This is a genomic window from Paraburkholderia sediminicola (assembly GCF_046027825.1).
In the GTDB taxonomy this organism is placed as follows: Bacteria; Pseudomonadota; Gammaproteobacteria; order Burkholderiales; family Burkholderiaceae; genus Paraburkholderia; species Paraburkholderia sediminicola_D.
Genome location: NZ_JAQQDU010000002.1, coordinates 64177 through 80449, shown reverse-complemented (window position 1 = coordinate 80449; position 16273 = coordinate 64177). Strand labels below are relative to the sequence as shown.

At 64.3% G+C, this 16273-nt stretch carries 13 protein-coding genes and 1 pseudogene; 10 read left to right on the top strand and 4 right to left on the bottom strand.

Features of this window, described 5'->3' with window-relative positions; all coding sequences use genetic code 11:
- Window positions 1-35: 35 nt before the first annotated feature.
- The 3 genes and pseudogenes from ribBA to PQQ96_RS01515 form a co-directional block, all read right to left on the bottom strand.
- Window positions 36-1106: pseudogene (ribBA, locus tag PQQ96_RS01525) on the bottom strand (bifunctional 3,4-dihydroxy-2-butanone-4-phosphate synthase/GTP cyclohydrolase II); the annotation flags it as partial.
- A gap of 67 nt (window positions 1107-1173) precedes the next feature.
- Complete coding sequence (locus tag PQQ96_RS01520; protein ID WP_408287800.1) at window positions 1174-1977, bottom strand: enoyl-CoA hydratase/isomerase family protein; 804 nt, start codon at window positions 1975-1977, stop codon at window positions 1174-1176.
- 20 nt (window positions 1978-1997) lie between these two features.
- Window positions 1998-2948 carry an alpha/beta hydrolase gene (locus tag PQQ96_RS01515; RefSeq protein WP_408287797.1) on the bottom strand — a complete coding sequence of 317 codons (951 nt, stop codon included), beginning with the start codon at window positions 2946-2948 and terminating at the stop codon, window positions 1998-2000.
- Between the two features lie 285 nt (window positions 2949-3233).
- Here PQQ96_RS01515 and PQQ96_RS01510 point away from each other — a divergent pair, with 285 nt between their 5' ends.
- Entirely contained in the window at window positions 3234-4415 is a 1182-nt protein-coding gene (locus tag PQQ96_RS01510) for a helix-turn-helix transcriptional regulator (protein ID WP_408287794.1), read from the top strand.
- Window positions 4416-4507: 92 nt separating this feature from the next.
- Here PQQ96_RS01510 and PQQ96_RS01505 read toward each other — a convergent pair whose 3' ends face one another.
- Entirely contained in the window at window positions 4508-4858 is a 351-nt protein-coding gene (locus PQQ96_RS01505) for a VOC family protein (RefSeq protein ID WP_408287792.1), read from the bottom strand.
- 305 nt (window positions 4859-5163) lie between these two features.
- Between PQQ96_RS01505 and PQQ96_RS01500 the strand changes: the two genes are divergently transcribed.
- The 9 genes from PQQ96_RS01500 (at window position 5164) to PQQ96_RS01460 (ending at window position 16243) form a co-directional block, all read left to right on the top strand.
- Window positions 5164-6318, top strand: a complete 1155-nt coding sequence (locus PQQ96_RS01500; protein WP_408287789.1) for an LLM class flavin-dependent oxidoreductase — start codon at window positions 5164-5166, stop codon at window positions 6316-6318.
- Between the two features lie 133 nt (window positions 6319-6451).
- Window positions 6452-7645, top strand: coding sequence for a flavin-dependent monooxygenase (locus PQQ96_RS01495; RefSeq protein WP_408287787.1), 1194 nt, complete (start codon window positions 6452-6454; stop codon window positions 7643-7645).
- A gap of 11 nt (window positions 7646-7656) precedes the next feature.
- Window positions 7657-9432, top strand: coding sequence for an FAD-dependent oxidoreductase (locus tag PQQ96_RS01490; RefSeq protein WP_408287784.1), 1776 nt, complete (start codon window positions 7657-7659; stop codon window positions 9430-9432).
- A complete protein-coding gene (locus PQQ96_RS01485; RefSeq protein WP_408287782.1) occupies window positions 9429-9947 on the top strand; it encodes a flavin reductase family protein in 519 nt (172 codons plus the stop codon). The genes PQQ96_RS01490 and PQQ96_RS01485 overlap by 4 nt, the downstream gene beginning before the upstream one ends.
- 15 nt (window positions 9948-9962) lie before the next feature.
- Window positions 9963-11660 carry an FAD-binding protein gene (locus PQQ96_RS01480; RefSeq protein WP_408287779.1) on the top strand — a complete coding sequence of 566 codons (1698 nt, stop codon included), beginning with the start codon at window positions 9963-9965 and terminating at the stop codon, window positions 11658-11660.
- A gap of 19 nt (window positions 11661-11679) precedes the next feature.
- A complete protein-coding gene (locus tag PQQ96_RS01475) occupies window positions 11680-12444 on the top strand; it encodes a glucose 1-dehydrogenase (protein ID WP_171983815.1) in 765 nt (254 codons plus the stop codon).
- 11 nt (window positions 12445-12455) lie between these two features.
- Window positions 12456-13556 carry a 2Fe-2S iron-sulfur cluster-binding protein gene (locus PQQ96_RS01470; protein ID WP_408287776.1) on the top strand — a complete coding sequence of 367 codons (1101 nt, stop codon included), beginning with the start codon at window positions 12456-12458 and terminating at the stop codon, window positions 13554-13556.
- A gap of 67 nt (window positions 13557-13623) precedes the next feature.
- Window positions 13624-15270: a FadD3 family acyl-CoA ligase gene (locus PQQ96_RS01465; RefSeq protein ID WP_408287773.1), complete on the top strand. Its 1647-nt coding sequence runs from the start codon at window positions 13624-13626 to the stop codon at window positions 15268-15270.
- A 76-nt stretch (window positions 15271-15346) separates the two neighbouring features.
- A complete protein-coding gene (locus PQQ96_RS01460) occupies window positions 15347-16243 on the top strand; it encodes a VOC family protein (protein WP_408287771.1) in 897 nt (298 codons plus the stop codon).
- The last annotated feature ends 30 nt before the right edge of the window (window positions 16244-16273 follow it).

The window sequence follows — 16273 nt, the reverse complement described above, 5'->3', positions numbered from 1 at the left end:
TCGAACGCGTGCGGGTTATCCAGATCGGCTTCGCCAAGCGGAATGAACGCCATGATTTCGAGTTCGTGACCCGACAGCGCCGGCAGCCTGAACGGACTTGACAGCACATTCAGGCGCCGCACGCCGACGTCGCGCAGAATTTGCGAGCCAATCCCGGAGAGCCGGCCGTCCTTACGCGCCGACGTACCGTTGCCGGTGCTGCTCATCGCATCGGCCCGCATGTCGCAATCGAGCAGCACCGCTACGCCGCACCCGGCCGCGTCGATTTTTTGCAACGCTGCGTGCAACGGCCACGAATGCGCGGACGGTTCGGCGTCGAGCAGATCGAGCAGCGAAAAGCATTCGTGCACGCGTGTGAGGACCGGCACGTTGGGCAGAGGCGTGCCGCGCACCAGCGCGAGATGCGTGGATTGGCGCACGGTGTCGCGATACTGAATGGCGCGAAACGGTCCCCACGGCGTGTGCAACGGCTTCTCGCCGACACGTTCGACGAGCGACTCGTGCGTGCTGCGATAGTGAATCAGATCGGCGATGGTGCCGATCTTTAACCCGTGCAGTTCCGCGAATTCAATCAGTTGCGGCAGGCGCGACATCGTACCGTCGTCGTTCATGATTTCGCAGATCACGGCGGCTGGCGTCAGTCCGGCGAGCGCGGTCAGATCGCAGCCGGCTTCCGTGTGTCCGGCACGTACCATCACGCCGCCTTTGCGCGCCGCAATCGGAAACACATGACCTGGTTGCACCAGATGTTCGGCACGCACATCCGCGTGAATCGCGGTGCGGATCGTATGCGCGCGGTCCGCAGCGGAGATGCCGGTGGTGACGCCTTGCGCGGCCTCGATACTGACCGTGAACGCGGTACCGTATTGTGTGCCGTTCTGTTCCGCCATCGGCGGGAGCTTGAGGCGCACGCAGTGTTCGGCGCTCAGTGTCAGGCAAACGAGGCCGCGGCCAAAACGCGCCATGAAGTTGATGGCTTCTGGCGTGACGTGGTCAGCGGCAATCAGCAGATCGCCTTCGTTTTCGCGATCTTCCTCGTCGACCAGAATGATCATGCGGCCGGCTTTCAGTTCGGCGACGATTTCGTCGGTAGTGGCCAGTTTCATGGCTTTGTTCCTGTGCTACTGCTGTTGCTGTTTGCTGTCGCCGTTCATAAGAAGCGAGGACAAGCGCCTAACGTGCGCTAGAACCGAATGCGGGTGCGCGTTTGTCGAAGAAAGCGTCGATGCCTTCGCGGAAATCGTCGCCTGCCGTGCAGTGCAGAAAGCTGCGCTGCTCCGCGTACAGATGCTCGGCGAAGCTGCGCTCGGGGGCATGCTGGATCAGATTCTTGGTTTGCGCGAACGCGTCCGGCGAGAGGGCGCCCATCCGCTTTAACAGCGCGCGTGTTTGCGCGACGAGGTCATCGTCCGGTACGACCCAGTTAACGAAGCCCGCTCGCAACGCTTCGTCGGCGGTATGCCGTTCATCGAGATACATCCATTGCGCGGCCTGCTTGGTGCCGAGCGCACGTGGCAACGTGTAGGTCGCGCCGCCATCCGGTGAGGTGCCGATGCGGCTGTACGCCGAGGTGAACGTCGCGCTCTTTGCGGCAATAGCCAGATCGCAGGCTGCGACGAGGCTCAAGCCGAAGCCCGCCACGGCGCCGTTGACACTGGCGATGATCGGCTTGCGCGAACTCGTGACGGTCTCGGCCACGGTTTGCGCAAGCCGTACGAGTTTGCCGATCGAACGGTCGCGTACCACGGGCTTCGCATCGAGTGCGGCACGCATGGTCTGCAGATCGCCGCCCGCCATGAAGGCGTTGCCGGCGCCGGTCAGCACGATCGCGCGGATCTCGTCATGGTGCGCGAGGCGTGTGAGCTTGGCAGTCAGTTCGGTTGCCATCGCTTCGTTGAGGGCGTTCAGCGCCTCGGGGCGGTCGAACGTGAGCGTCGCGATGCCGTCTTCGGCCGCGAGGCGGATCAATGCAGTCATATCTTTTCTGGTCAGCGGAGTCAGGTGTTCTGGGCGTGCAGTGCATGGCGCAAGGTTTGCGCCGCCATCGTGAGTACCTGGTCGGCCGCATCGAGCGCGCCGAGCAAACTGGCGAAGCCGTGCATTTGCCCCGGCCAGCGCAGATGCGTCGTCAGCACGCCTGCTTGCGCGAGACGTGCCGCGTAGTGCTCGGCCTCGTCGCGCAACGGGTCGTATTCGGCGCTGATGATGGTGGCGCTGGCCACGCCGGTGAGATCGGTGGCGGCAAGCGGACTGGCGAGCGGATCGGCGCGATCGGTGCCTTCTGCGAAGTACTCGCTTTTGAACCAGCGCATCATGTCCGCCGTCAGTAAATAGCCGTCGCCCATCGATTCGTATGAAGGATGTTCTGTGGCGCAATCCACCACCGGATAGAACAGCACCTGATGCGCGATATTCACGCCGCTATGACGCAACTGTTGCGCGACTACCGCAGCGAGATTGCCACCTGCGCTGTCGCCGGCCACGGCAAGGGCGCCCGGCCGCACGCGTAAATCGGCGGAGTTGGCCGCGGCCCAGCGCACGGCGTCGCACGCGTCGAGCGCGGCGGCCGGAAAGCGCGCTTCCGGTGCGAGCCGGTAATCGACCGATAGCACGACCGTTCGTGCACGTTGCGCCAGACAACGGCACACGTTGGCATGCGTATCGAGCCCACACGAAACGAAGCCGCCACCGTGAAAGAAAACAGTAAGGGGCAGCAGGCCCTTGTCATCGGCGCCTTCCGTCAGCGGCCGGTAGAGGCGTGCAGCAATCGGGCCGCTGGCGGTGGGAATCATCAGATCTTCTTCCGCCGCGATCGGGTCGCCGGGCGCAAAACCGCCGCCCGCGGCGAGCATCGCGCGGTAAGCGGGCGCGGTCAGTTGCGCGAAATCGAGTGGGGGCATGCCGGCGAGAGCGGCGAGCACGGCCTGCGCCTGGGGATCGAGCGGCATCGGGTCTCCTGAGAAAACTGTCTTGAAAGCGGCTATACCGGATATAAGCGATGCGGCCGCACATAACGAGAATCGGGCCGCAAATCAGGGTGTTCAGCGCGCACGCCGCACCAATGAACGCATTGAAGCGCGGCGGCTTCAAGGGGGCATCGTCCGATTGGACGAGAGTTCGTTCGCACGCTCAGCGAAACTTTTGTCAGCTAAGTACTTCCCCCGATGCCAGCAAACAGATCGGCCCTTAAGCTTGGCGACGCGATGCAAAATCGCTTGGAGGACGGAGTGTTGATGGAGACAAAATTGGCCCCTGAAGAGGGCCAGGCCATGAGTGAACTGGCCGAGGTGAACGTGGCGCAGTTCAGCGAACTGACCGCGCGTATTTATCAGGGAGCGCTGGAAAGCACGCCGTGGGCGAGCGCGCTCGAGTTGATTCGTACCTCGCTCGGCGCGAGCTACGCCACCCTGATTCTGCGTTCGCCTTCGAGCGACCGGCGCGGTCTGATGGTGCACGCGTCCGAAATGGGGTCGGGCGTGCCGGGCGAAGCGTCGTACAACAACTACTACTATTCGCTCGACCCGTTCGTCGGTTTGCCGGCGGAGCGCGTGGTCACGGTCGACGAAGTATTCGGCGACACGGGTTGGCTCACCAGCGAACTCTACAAGCAGTTCCTGAAGCCGGCCGACATTCGCTACATCATGGGCGCCGATCTGCGCACGGAGTCCGGCGTCGAATGCCGGTTTCGCGTGTGCCGCAGTCACGCGTCGAAGCATTTTTCCGCACGCGACAAGGCGTTCTGCGCGCTGCTGCTGCCGCATTTGCGGCGCGCGGTCGAACTGCATTCGCGCCTCGATATCGTGGAGTCGGAGCGCACGCTGTATGCGAGCGCGATCGACCGGATGCTGGTGGGCACGGTGACGCTCGACGAGAGCGGCGCGATCATGCGCACCAACAGCGTGGCCGATGAGATTCTCGCGCAGGGCAACGGCCTGCGTATCGCGCACGGCAATGTCGAGGCGACCGATGCGCAGGAGAACCGCAATCTGCAGCGTCTGGTGCGCCATGCCCTGATGGGGCATTTCGGCACAGCTGCGCCGATTGTCGAAGCCATGCCGATCACGCGCGGTTGCGACAAGCCGAAACTCGGCGTGCTGGTGCGTACGATTCCGCTATCGGACTGGTCCGAGGACAACAAGCGCCGCCCGGCAACCGTGCTGTTCTTGCGCGATCCCGATCGCAAATCGCAGGGCTCGCAGGAGATCGTGCGCAAGCTGTTCGACCTCACGCCTGCGGAGACCTCGCTCGCGTTGCTGTTGACCAATGGGTTGACGCTGGAAGAAGCGGCCGACGATCTGGGTATCAGCAAGAACACCGCGCGGGCCCATCTGCGGGCAATCTTCTCGAAGACGGGCGTGACACGTCAGGCTACGCTCGTACGCATTCTGCTGGGCAGTGTGGTGCCGCTCGGTTGAAATCCGGCTCGGGCGGGGCTGAACTCGCCTGATCTGAATGAGACCACCGCGTGTGTCGCGCTTGCTACAAGCGCGGCACACGCTCCAACGCCTTAAACCGCGCGCTTTTGCGACAACACCAGCAACGCGCCGTTCTTGTCCTCCAGCACCGCGCGCAATTCGTGCGGCCCTTGCTGAACCGGCGCTCGCACTGACGCACCTGCTGCTACAACACGCGCCATCGCCGCATACAGGTCATCGTTTTCGTCCACGCGAAACACCAGCGCCGCGCGCTCGACGATCCTTTCCTCACCCGCCACCAGCGCGATAGTCAGCGCAGCGCCATCGAGCGCGCAATAGCGTTCGCCGTCACGAAACTTCACCGTCAAACCCAGCCCGTCGACAAAGAGCGGCAGCGCCGCATCGATTGTGTCGACCGGGTACAGCATCATCGAAGCCTTCATTGCATTGCACTCCCATCGTTTGAGTCGCGTTGTACAGCGGTTTGATCGTAGCGCCGCGCACAAGCGCCGCACGAGGTCCAATCGGACTACCTGAAGGCCAAAAAACGGCGAAACAGCGGGCAAAAAACGCCTCCGATCAAAGCTTCTACGCCAAAGCGCGCACCGTTAATCCAAATAGACGATGCCGGTCTGCACGCGCGAACTGAAACTTCATTCCGTGGACCGTCACGATCATCGTACGAATCGGTGGGTCGAGAGCGGACCGCCCGTTCCAGCACAGTCCAAAATTCATGGAGACGCACGCAATGAAGTTTTCTCTGATTTACGAAGCCCAAACCACGGACGCTTCGCGGGAAGGCGATCACCGGGTATTCAAGGAGACCGTCGAGCAGGCGTTGCTCGCCGAACAGATGGGTTTCGATACCGTCTGGTGCGTCGAACACACGTCGCTGACGAACTACGCGCATATGAGCGCCCCGGAAACCTTCCTCGCGTATCTGGCCGGCCGCACGACCCGCATCGGCCTCGGCCACGGCGTGATCTGCCTGCCGCCCGCGATGAATCACCCGATCAAGGTGGCTGAACGTGTGGCCATGCTCGACATTCTGTCGGGCGGCCGCGTGCATTTCGGCGTCGGCAAAGGCGGCAGCCAGCAGGAAGCGGGGGCATTCGGCTACGACCTCGCCGAGCTGCAACCGATGATCGACGAATCGATGTACCTGGTGCCGAAGATGTTCGTGCAGGACGAGATCGAGCACGACGGCAAATACATCAAGATTCCTAAACGGCCGATTCACCCGAAGCCGTTCCAGGACCCGCATCCGCCGATGTACATGGCGTGCACCAACAACGACGGCTTGCTGCGCGCCGGACAACGCGGCCTGGGCGCACTGGTGCTCGGTTTCGGCGGCCCGGATGAAGTGGCCAAGAAGAACGCGATCTACCGCGAAGCATGGGCGACCCGCAAAGCCGAGGACCAGGTCGGTTTCCGTCCGACGCAGCATCTGGCCGCCCTGTGCCCGACCGTGGTGATGAGCGATGGCCAGCAGGCCCGCAAGATCGGTATCCGCGGTCAGCGCTATTTCATGGAATCGCTGGCTTACTGGTACACCGGCGGCGAGCGTCCGAACCCGGATAGCTGGGGCGATGACCTCGTGAAGGGCAATACCGGCGAAATGGTGATCCGTTCGCGCTTCGCGTCGGAAGAGGTGGTGGTCGATTTCAGCGATCCGGCGCTTTCGATGATGAACCCGAATCACGCTTACGGCACCGTCGACGATTGCATCGGCTATGTGGGCCGCCTGATGGAAGCGGGCGTGGATGAGGTGCTGTTCCTCTGCCAGATGGGCACGGTCTCCCAGGAAGCGCAACTCGAAACAATCCGCAACATCGGCGAGCACGTGATTCCGTACTTCAATCGTCTGAAGGCCGAGAAGCAGAAGGCGCAGGTTGCCGCATAAGGTCGCTGCATAAGAGCGGGTGAGGCAGGCGTCGCTAGTCCCTTCAGACGATGCGACGCCGCAGCCGCGGCTCGAAGATGAACCCAACAAAACAGGCGCGACACCCCTCTCACGCGCCATCAAGGAGACAGCCGTGCATCGCGACAACGATTCGAAAGCCCTTGCAGCCGAACTGATCGCCCGCGCCGAAGCGCTCGCGCCGGTCCTCGCCGGGCGTGCCGCGCAGGCCGAGGCGAATGGCCGGATTCCCGCTGAAACGGTGGCCGATTTTCAGGCGGCTGGTTTTTTCAAGGTGCTTCAGCCGAAGCGTTACGGCGGCTACGAACTCGATCCGCAAACCTTCTTCGAGATTCAGATGGCCGTGGCGCGCGGCTGTATGTCGACCGCGTGGGTGTACGGCGTGGTCGGCGTGCACAACTGGCAACTGGCGCTGTTCGACGAACGCGCGCAACAGGACGTGTGGGGCAAGGATCAAAGCACGCTGATTGCGTCGACCTATATGCCGGTGGGCCGGGTGACGCCCGTTGACGGCGGCTTCCGGCTGTCCGGGCACTGGAAGTTTTCCAGCGGCAGCGAACTGTGCGAATGGATCTTTCTCGGCGCGCTGGTGCCGCCCGCGAAAGAAGGCGAACCGCCGGAATACCGCACCTTCCTGCTGCCGAAAAGCGATTACACGATCGAGCAGGATTGGGACGTGCTGGGCCTGCGCGCGACCGGCAGCCACGACATCGTGGTGAACGATGCATTCGTGCCGGACTATCGCACGCACAAAGCCATCGACGGCATGATGGGCACGAGCCCCGGCCTCGCACTCAACGATGCGCCGCTGTTCCATCTGCCGTTTGCGCAGATCTTCGTCCGCGCGGTGTGCACCGCGTGCATCGGCGCATTGCAAGGCGCGCTGGATGACTTCACGTCCTACGCGGCGACTCGCGTGAGCGCCAACAGCGGCGCGAAAACTACCGACGACACCGGCGCGCAAACCGCCTGCGCCAACGCGGCGGTTGCGCTCGACGAAATGAAGGTGCTGCTCAAGCGCAACTTCGCCGAACTGCTCGCGGCAGCCAATGGCGGCCCGGCGGTTTCGATCGAACAGCGCGTGCATTTCCGTTATCAATCCGCGCAAGTGGCCGAACGCTGCGCGCAGGCTGCTAACGCGCTGCTGCGCTACGCGGGCGGCAACGGCATTTACAACCGCAATCCGCTGGTGCGGCGCTTTCTCGATCTGCATGCGGCGCGCGCGCACTACGCAAACAACCTCGACCGTTTCGGCCAGAATCTCGGCGCCGTGATGCTTGGACGTCCGAATACCGATTTCTTCGTCTGATGGATGCCGCCATGAGCGAACAGCAAACGCAGACGCATGTGTTCGACGTCGTGGTGGTCGGCTCCGGCGCGGGCGGCATGCTGGCCGCCTGCCGCGCAGCCGATCGCGGCCTGTCCGTGGTCGTGCTCGAAAAGAGCGACGTGTACGGCGGGACCTCGGCGGTGTCGGGCGGTGGCATCTGGATTCCGTGCAACCACCATATCGCCGAACTGGGCGCCACGGATACGCGCGAGGCCGCACGAACCTACATCGACGCCTGCACCAAGGGCGTGACCGCGACCGAGCGGATCGACGCCTACCTCGACACCGCGCCGGAAATGCTGCGCTATGTTGAGGCGAAGACGCCGGTGCGTTATGAGTCGTTGCCGAAGTACGCGGACTACTTTCAGGATCTGCCGGGTTCGATGCCGGGTTACCGCGCGCTCGATCCCTTGCCGGTGGACGGCGCGTCGCTCGGCGAAGAGTTCGCGCGCTTGCGCCTGCCTTCACCGGGTACGCTGATCGGTGGGCGTGTGGCGGTGACCTCGAAAGAGGCCCACATGCTGCTGTCGAAAGCGCCGGGCTATATCGGACTCGCGCTCAAGCAGTTCGGCCGCTACTGGTTCGATCTGCGCGCGCGCAGCCGCTCGCGGCGCGATCGGCGCCTGACGCTCGGCAACGCGTTGGCAGGTGGCCTGCGCCGCGCTTTGCTCGATCGTGATGTTCCGTTGTGGCTCAACGCGCCGATGAGCGAATTGCTTGAAGCAGACGGCCGCGTAACGGGCGTCGTGGTGGAGCGCGGCGGAGAGACTGTGCGTGTGCTCGCAAAACGCGGCGTGATTCTCGCGGCGGGCGGTTTTGAACGCAATCAGGCGATGCGCGAGCGCTATCTGCCGCAGCCCACGCAGGCACAGTGGAGCGCGACGCCGCCGAACAACACGGGGGATGCAATCGCAGTCGGCCTGGAACTGGGCGCACAGACTGCGTTGATGGAACACGTGTGGGGCGCGCCGACCGTTCACGTCGATCACGAGGAGAAGCAGCGCGCGCTGTTCGTCGAACGCAATCTGCCGGGTTGCGTGGTCGTCAACGGACTCGGCAAGCGCTTCGTCAACGAGGCGGCGCCGTATTCCGAGTTCGTGCCGGCGATGTATCGCGACCATGCGGAAACTGGCGCGTGTGTGCCGGCGTGGATGGTGTTCGACGCGCAGTTCCGTCAGAAATATCCGTGCGGGCCGATCATGCCCGGCGCGATGATGCCGGACACCCGCATCCCCGCGGCGTTCCGTTCGCTGCTCTACAAGGCCGGTTCGCTCGATGCGCTGGCTGCAAAGATCGGCGTCGATGCACAAGGCTTACGCGATACCGTGGCGAAGATGAATCGCTACGCCGCGACCGGTATCGACGAAGAGTTCGCCAAAGGCGGCAACGCCTTCGACACCTACTACGGCGACCCGAGCGTCAAACCGAATCCGTGCCTCGCGCCGATTGAAACTGGGCCGTTCTACGCCGTGTGTATCGACGCGGGCGACATCGGCACCAAAGGCGGTCTCCTGACCGATGCCCTCGCACGTGTGCTGCACGCCGACGGCACGCCGATTGCCGGGCTCTATGCGATCGGCAACACCAGCGCGTCGATGATGGGGGCGAGCTATCCCGGCGCGGGGTCGACGCTTGGCCCCGCCATGACTTTCGGCTACATCGCCGCGAACCATCTCGCCGACGGTGGCGATGAGCGCGACGGCGACAGCAGTACCTCAGAACCAGCACGCGCTGCCAGCAACGAACTTCGCGGAGTCACGCCATGACCGACCTCACTTCTCACCCATTGCGCGGCGATATGCTGCTGGCGATGCGCCGTCTCGCGCGCTCGGTCGCGGTCATCAGTTGCAACGACGGCGAACGGCGCTATTCGATGTCGGCCACCGCGGTCGATTCGCTCTCGACCGAGCCGCCATCGCTGCTGATCTGCATCAATCGCACGTCGTCGATTTTTTCGCCGCTCGACAAGGGCGCGGCATTCTGCGTGAACGTGCTCTCCGCTCAGCATCAGCACATTGCGATCGATTGCAGCGGACGTCTCAAAGGCGAAGAACGCTTCACGACCGGCAACTGGCAGACATCGGATCACGGCGTGCCGTATCTGCACGATGCGCAGGCGAGTCTGATCTGCACACAGGACGGCCGCTTCGATTACGGCACGCATGCGATCTTCATCGGTCGCGTCGAGCAGGTACTGATCAGCGGCGAGGTCGATCCGCTGGTGTATGTGGACGGCGTCTATACGACCGCCGCGGCGCCCGTGCGCTGCGCAGCGGCCTGACCGGGCACGCGCGTGATGCAAAGCCCTTCGTCCGCGGAGCAGGGATCGGCCACGCCGGTTGACGCGCCGCTCGTCGTCGACGATCCCGCCTGTGTGCGTTGGGACGACGTATGCGACGTGCTGGTGGCGGGATTCGGTGCGGCGGGTGCGTGTGCCGCGCTGGAAGCGGCGGCGGCCGGCGCGAAAGTGCGGATCGTCGAGCGTTTCGAGGGCGGCGGCGCGAGCGCGAAAAGCGGCGGCGTGGTCTATGCCGGCGGCGGCACGCGCTATCAAACCGAAGCGGGGTACAGCGACACGCCTGAGGCGATGTTCGCGTATCTGCGGCAGGAAGTGGGCGACGCCGTGTCCGCTGCGACGCTCAAACGCTTTTGCGCAGGCAGCGTCGACATGCTGCGCTGGCTCGAACGCCTCGGCGTGCGCTTTGCCGCGTCGGTGCCGCCGCGCAAGACGTCGTATCCGCAGAACCAGTATTACCTGTACTACTCAGGCAATGAAGCCGTGGGTGACGGCGTGCGCGAACATGCGCCCGCACCGCGTGGGCATCGGGTGGTCGGCGACGGCATGTCGGGCCGCGTGCTGTACGACACGTTGCGGCGCGCGGTGGATGCGCACCTGTTCGTCGACACGATGTGCCATGCAAGCGTGCGCCGGTTGGTCACGGACCCCAGCGGGCGCGTGATCGGCGCTCAGGTCTGGCAAGTGGCACCGGGCCGGGCCCAGCGCGCCCACCGGCGGCTCGCGCGTTGGGCGGAACGCCTGCATAACGGCATGCCGGCGTGGGCCGATCGGCTGCGCGATGCGCTCTATCGCCTTGAACAGCGCGAGGGCCGGCTCATCACGATCAAGGCCGATGCGGTGGTGTTGAGCACCGGTGGCTTCATCTTCAACCGTTCGATGGTGGCGCACTATGCGCCGCGTTATCTGCCGAACTGGCGTCTTGGCACCACCGGTTGCGACGGCTCCGGCATCCGCCTCGGCTTGTCTGCAGGCGGCGTGGCGCAGCGGCTTGAACGGGTGTCCGCGTGGCGCTTCATTAACCCGCCTTATACGTGGGCGCAAGGTTGCGTGGTGGATCGCCGCGGCGAGCGTTTTTGCAACGAGGAAGTCTATGGCGCGGCGCTCGGCCACGCCATGTGCGAAACGCGCGACGGGCACGCGTGGCTGATTCTCGATGCGCGGCTCGTGAAGCAGGCGCTCAAGGAATGTTTGCGCGGCAAGCTGTGGGCGTTCCAGAGCCTGCCCGCGATGCTGTTGATGCTGGCAGGCCGCAAGCGTGCCTCGTCGCTGGCCGGTCTGGCCGCCCGCATCGGCAGCGATCCGGCGGTGCTCGAGCGAACCGTCAATGCCTACAACCTGGGCGCGCTTAACGGCATCGACCGCGCGTTTGGCAAATCCGCCGCCATGCTGCAGCCACTTATGTATGGACCTTACTACGCGATCGATATTTCATCGGACAGCCGCGTCTTCCCGTGCCCGTCGATCACGCTCGGCGGCTTGCAGGTCGACGAGACCAGCAACGCCGTGCTGTCGTCGGACGGCGCACCGATCGAAGGCTTGTTCGCCGCCGGCCGGGCCGCGTGCGGCCTGGCATCGAATCATTACGTGAGCGGCCTCTCGCTCGCGGACTGTATCTGGTCCGGCCGCCAGGCCGGCCGGGCCGCAGCGGGCGTGGTTCTCGCGAACACCGCCCAATCCCTGACTGAAACTGACTGACACTGAAGAGAGAATGAAGATGGGAGACAGACTCAAAGGCAAGATCGCCGTCGTGACGGGTGCTGCGAGCGGCGTCGGCAAACAGGACGCGTTGCTGTTCGCGCGTGAAGGCGCGCGTGTCGTGCTGACCGACGTCAACGAGGAAGCCGGCCGCGAAGTGGCAGCGGAGATCGGCGACGCCGCACTGTTCGTGCGTCACGACATCTCGTCGGAAACAGGCTGGAACGACGTGTTCGGCGCGGCGCAAACGACCTTCGGCACGCCGGATGTGCTGGTCAACAACGCCGCGGTGCTGTTGCTCGGCAGCATTGAAGACACCACGCTCGAACAATGGCAGCGCGTGCTGCGCATCAATGCCGAAGGCTATTTTCTCGGTTGCCGCGCGGCAGTCAAGGCGATGAAAGAGAAGGGCGGGTCGATCGTCAACATGTCGTCGGTGGCGGCGTTGGGCGGACTCGGGATGTTCTGCGCCTATTCGGCCAGCAAGGGTGCGGTGACGGCGATGACGCGTGCGATTGCCGCGCACTGCAAGCAGCAGGGCTACAAGGTCCGCTGCAACACGATTCACCCGGACGGCATTCTCACGCCGATGACCGCGCCGTTCTTCGGCACAGCCGAAGAAACCCGCGACGCGCTCACGCAATCGGTCGATCCGCACGGTCGTATGTGTCTGCCGGAAGACATCGCGAATCTGGTGCTGTTCCTTGCGTCCGATGAGTCTCGCTTTATCAATGGCAGCGAGTATCGGATCGACAATGCGCAGATGATCATGGGCATCGCCTGAGTTCGCACGCCATGGCCGATTCGCGTTTTCACCGGCTCAAAGTGGCGGACGTGATCGCGGAGAGCGCCGACGCGCGCTCTTTCGTGTTCGATCTGCCGCAAGCGCTGCACGATGCCTTCAGCTATCGCCCGGGGCAGTTTCTGACGCTCAAGGTGCCGTGCGCGGATGCCATCGTGCAGCGCTGTTATTCGCTCTCGAGCGCACCGGGTATCGACCGCGCGCCGAAGATCACCGTTAAGCGGGTGCGCGATGGGCGCGTGTCGAACTGGATGTGCGACAGCATTCAGCCCGGCGACGAACTCGACGTGATGGCGCCCGCGGGTGTGTTCACGCCGCGCTCGCTCGACGGCGACCTGCTCCTGTTCGCGGGGGGCAGCGGGATCACGCCGGTGCTGTCGATCCTCAAGTCCGCGCTGGTGAACGGGCGCGGCATGCTGACCCTGATCTACGCGAATCGGGACGCGCAGTCGGTGATTTTCAGTGAAGAACTGCGGCAACTCGGGCAGCGGCACGCGGGAAGATTGCGCGTGATCCACTGGCTCGATAGCGTGCAGGGCATTCCGCAGCAACGTCATCTGGAAGAGCTGGCGCGGCCCTGGAGCACGCAGGAATGCTTCATCTGCGGGCCGGCGCTGTTTATGGAGAGCGCGTTGGCAGCGATGCTTGCGCTGGGCTTGCCACGCGCGAAGGTGCATGTGGAGCGGTTTGCTTCGCTGCCGGATTTGCCTGCTACGCCCGGAGCGATCGGCGTGCCCGCAGCGCGCACCGCGTCCGTGGCGCCGGAACGGGCAGACGTGTCTCAGGCATCCGAAGCGCCCGAGACGGCCTCCGTCGACAACGCCGCAATCGAAACCGTGCTCGACGGCGACACCTTCGCCTTCACCTGCGAATCCGGTGAAACCCTGCTCGACGCGATGCTGCGCGCCGACGTGCCGGCGCCGAACTCGTGCCGCAGCGGTTTGTGCGGCGCCTGCATGTGCCGGGTCGAGACCGGCAGCGTGAACCTGAATGCCAACCACGTGCTCGATGCAGCCGATCTGACCGACGGCTGGACGCTTGCCTGTAGTGCGACACCCGCCAGCGCGACGCTGCGCGTGGTTTTCCCCGACTAGGTTCGCGGTTCGCACGCGCGAGCCTCGCGCGTTGCGTTTGCCGCGAACCCCATCCATCGAATTCATCATGACGCTCAACCACATCCTGACGACGCCCGCGCTGATCGCGCGCGGCGCCGCGCGCTTCGGCACGCGCATCGCGATCGAAACAGTCCAGGGCAACCTGAGCTATGCGCAACTGGACGCGGCGCGGATCGACGCGGCGCGTGCGTTGATGAGCTGCGGCATCCAGCCGGGCGAGCGTGTCGCGATCTGGGCGCCGAACATCGCGGAATGGATCGTGGCGGCGTTCGCGATTCACAGCGCGGGCGCGGCGCTGGTGCCGATCAATACCCGGATGAAGGGCCTGGAGGCCGCGGCGATTCTCGAGGACAGCGGCGCGCGGCTGCTGTTCTGTTGTGGCACCTTCCTCGGCGATTCGTATCCGGGCATGCTGGCAGCACACCGTCCTGCAACGCTTGAACGGGTGGTGGTGTTCGACGGCCCGGCAGCGGATGCAAGCGACGATCGCGACGATCGCGACGGCCGCGACGAGACCTGGGACGCATTCCTGCTGCGCGCGGCCGGCACCTCGATGGACGCGTTTCGCGACCGCGAGGCCGCGGTGCGCCCCGACACGCTGATGGACATCATGTTCACGTCCGGCACGACCGGCCGCCCAAAGGGCGTGATGACGACGCACGGCCAGAACCTGCGCGCGATTCACGATTGGGCGCAGATTGCGACGCTGCGCGAAAGCGATCGCTATCTGATCGTCAATCCGTTCTTTCATGCATTCGGCTACAAGGCCGGCTGGCTCGCGGCGTTAGCGAGCGGCGCGACCGTGTTGCCGCATCTGGTGTTCAACCCGGAGCGCGTGCTTGAACGCATCGTGCGCGACCGCGTCTCCGTATTGCCGGGTCCGCCGACGCTGTATCACGCGTTACTCGACATGCCGGACCTGGCCACGCGCGATCTGTCGTCATTGCGGGTCGCGGTGACGGGCGCTGCCGCGATCGCGCCGAGTCTGATCGAGAGAATGCGCGCGCAACTGGGTTTCGAAACCGTGCTGACCGGCTATGGCCTCACCGAGTCATGCGGGTTTGCCGCACTGTGCCGCAGCGGTGATGACGCTGAGACCATCGCTCATACGTCGGGCCGTGCGATGCCTGGTGTGGAGATCCGTATCGCCGACAGTAGCGGCGATGCAGTTGCCCTTGGCGAAACAGGGGAAGTCCTGATTCGCGGCTACAACGTGATGCAGGGCTATTTCGGCCAGCAGGAGACCACCTTCGAAACGATCGACGGCGAAGGCTGGCTGCACACGGGCGACCTCGGCACGCTCGACGAACGCGGCTATCTGCGCATCACCGACCGCATCAAGGACATGTTCATCGTCGGCGGTTTCAACTGCTATCCGGCGGAAATCGAGCGGTTGTTCAGCGCGCATCCGGCGGTGGCGCAGGTGGCGCTGGTCGGCGTACCCGATGAGCGGCTCGGCGAAGTGGGGCATGCGTACGTCGTGCTGCGTTCGGGCGAACTGGCGAGTCCGGAAGATTTGACCGACTGGGCGCGCAAGAACATGGCCAACTACAAGGTGCCGCGGCACCTCACGCTGGTCGATCAGTTGCCCGTTAGCGCGGCCGGCAAGGTGCTCAAATACCGCTTGCGCGAAGCGGTCAAGAACGGCGTCGAAAACAACGAAAAAACCGCTGAAAACACCGCCGCAAGCTAGTCCCAACAGACGATGTTGGCCGCCCCCGGGACCGCCAGAATAAGCCTGACAACAACAGGTTCTGGAGGAGTCGGAGATGATCGATGTACGGGCTTTAGGCTACGTTGTCGTGCAGTCGGCGGATGTCGGCACATGGCGCGGCTACGCGGAAAACGTGCTGGGCATGCAGGCGCAGGACGCAGCGGACGGCGCGCTGTACGTGAAGATGGACGAGCGCGATTTCCGCTACCTGATCGTGCCTGGCGACGCCGATCGCTATTTCGCATCGGGTTGGGAACTGCCTGACGCGGCCGCGTTCGACGACGCCATCCGCGCCCTTCAGCAAGCCGGCGTAGAGCCGATCCGCGCCAGCGCACAGGAAGCCGCGCTGCGCCGCGTGCAGGCGATGGTGTGGTGCACCGATCCGTCCGGCAACCGGCATGAGTTTTTCTGGGGCGTGCGCGCCGATTTCCGGCGCTTCACGTCGCCGCTGGGTGTGCCCGGTTTTGTGACCGGCGCAATGGGCCTCGGTCACGCCGTGCTGCCAGCACCGCAGTTCGACGCGACCGATGCGTTCCTGCGCGACGTGCTCGGCTTCGAACTCTCCGACATCTTCCGCGTGCGTTTCACCGACGACCCCGCCGAGCCCGAGAAACGCATCCATTTTCTGCACTGCAAAAATGCGCGTCATCACAGCCTCGCGATCATGGACCTCGCGGTGCCGTCCGGCTGCATCCACGTCATGGCCGAGGTGGACTCGATGGACGAGGTGGGCCGCGCGCTCGACCGGGTCGCGTCGCAAGGCGTGAAGCTCTCCGCCACGCTCGGCCGTCATTGCAACGACCACATGATCTCGTTCTACATGAAAACACCGGGCGGCTTCGACCTGGAGTACGGCTATGGCGGCCTGACGGTCGACTGGGCGCAGCACAGCGTCTATGAGGCGACGCGCGTGAGCCTGTGGGGCCACGACTTCAGCGTCGGATTCCGCTAGACCCTGATCAGCAAACGCGCGGAAAGCCCG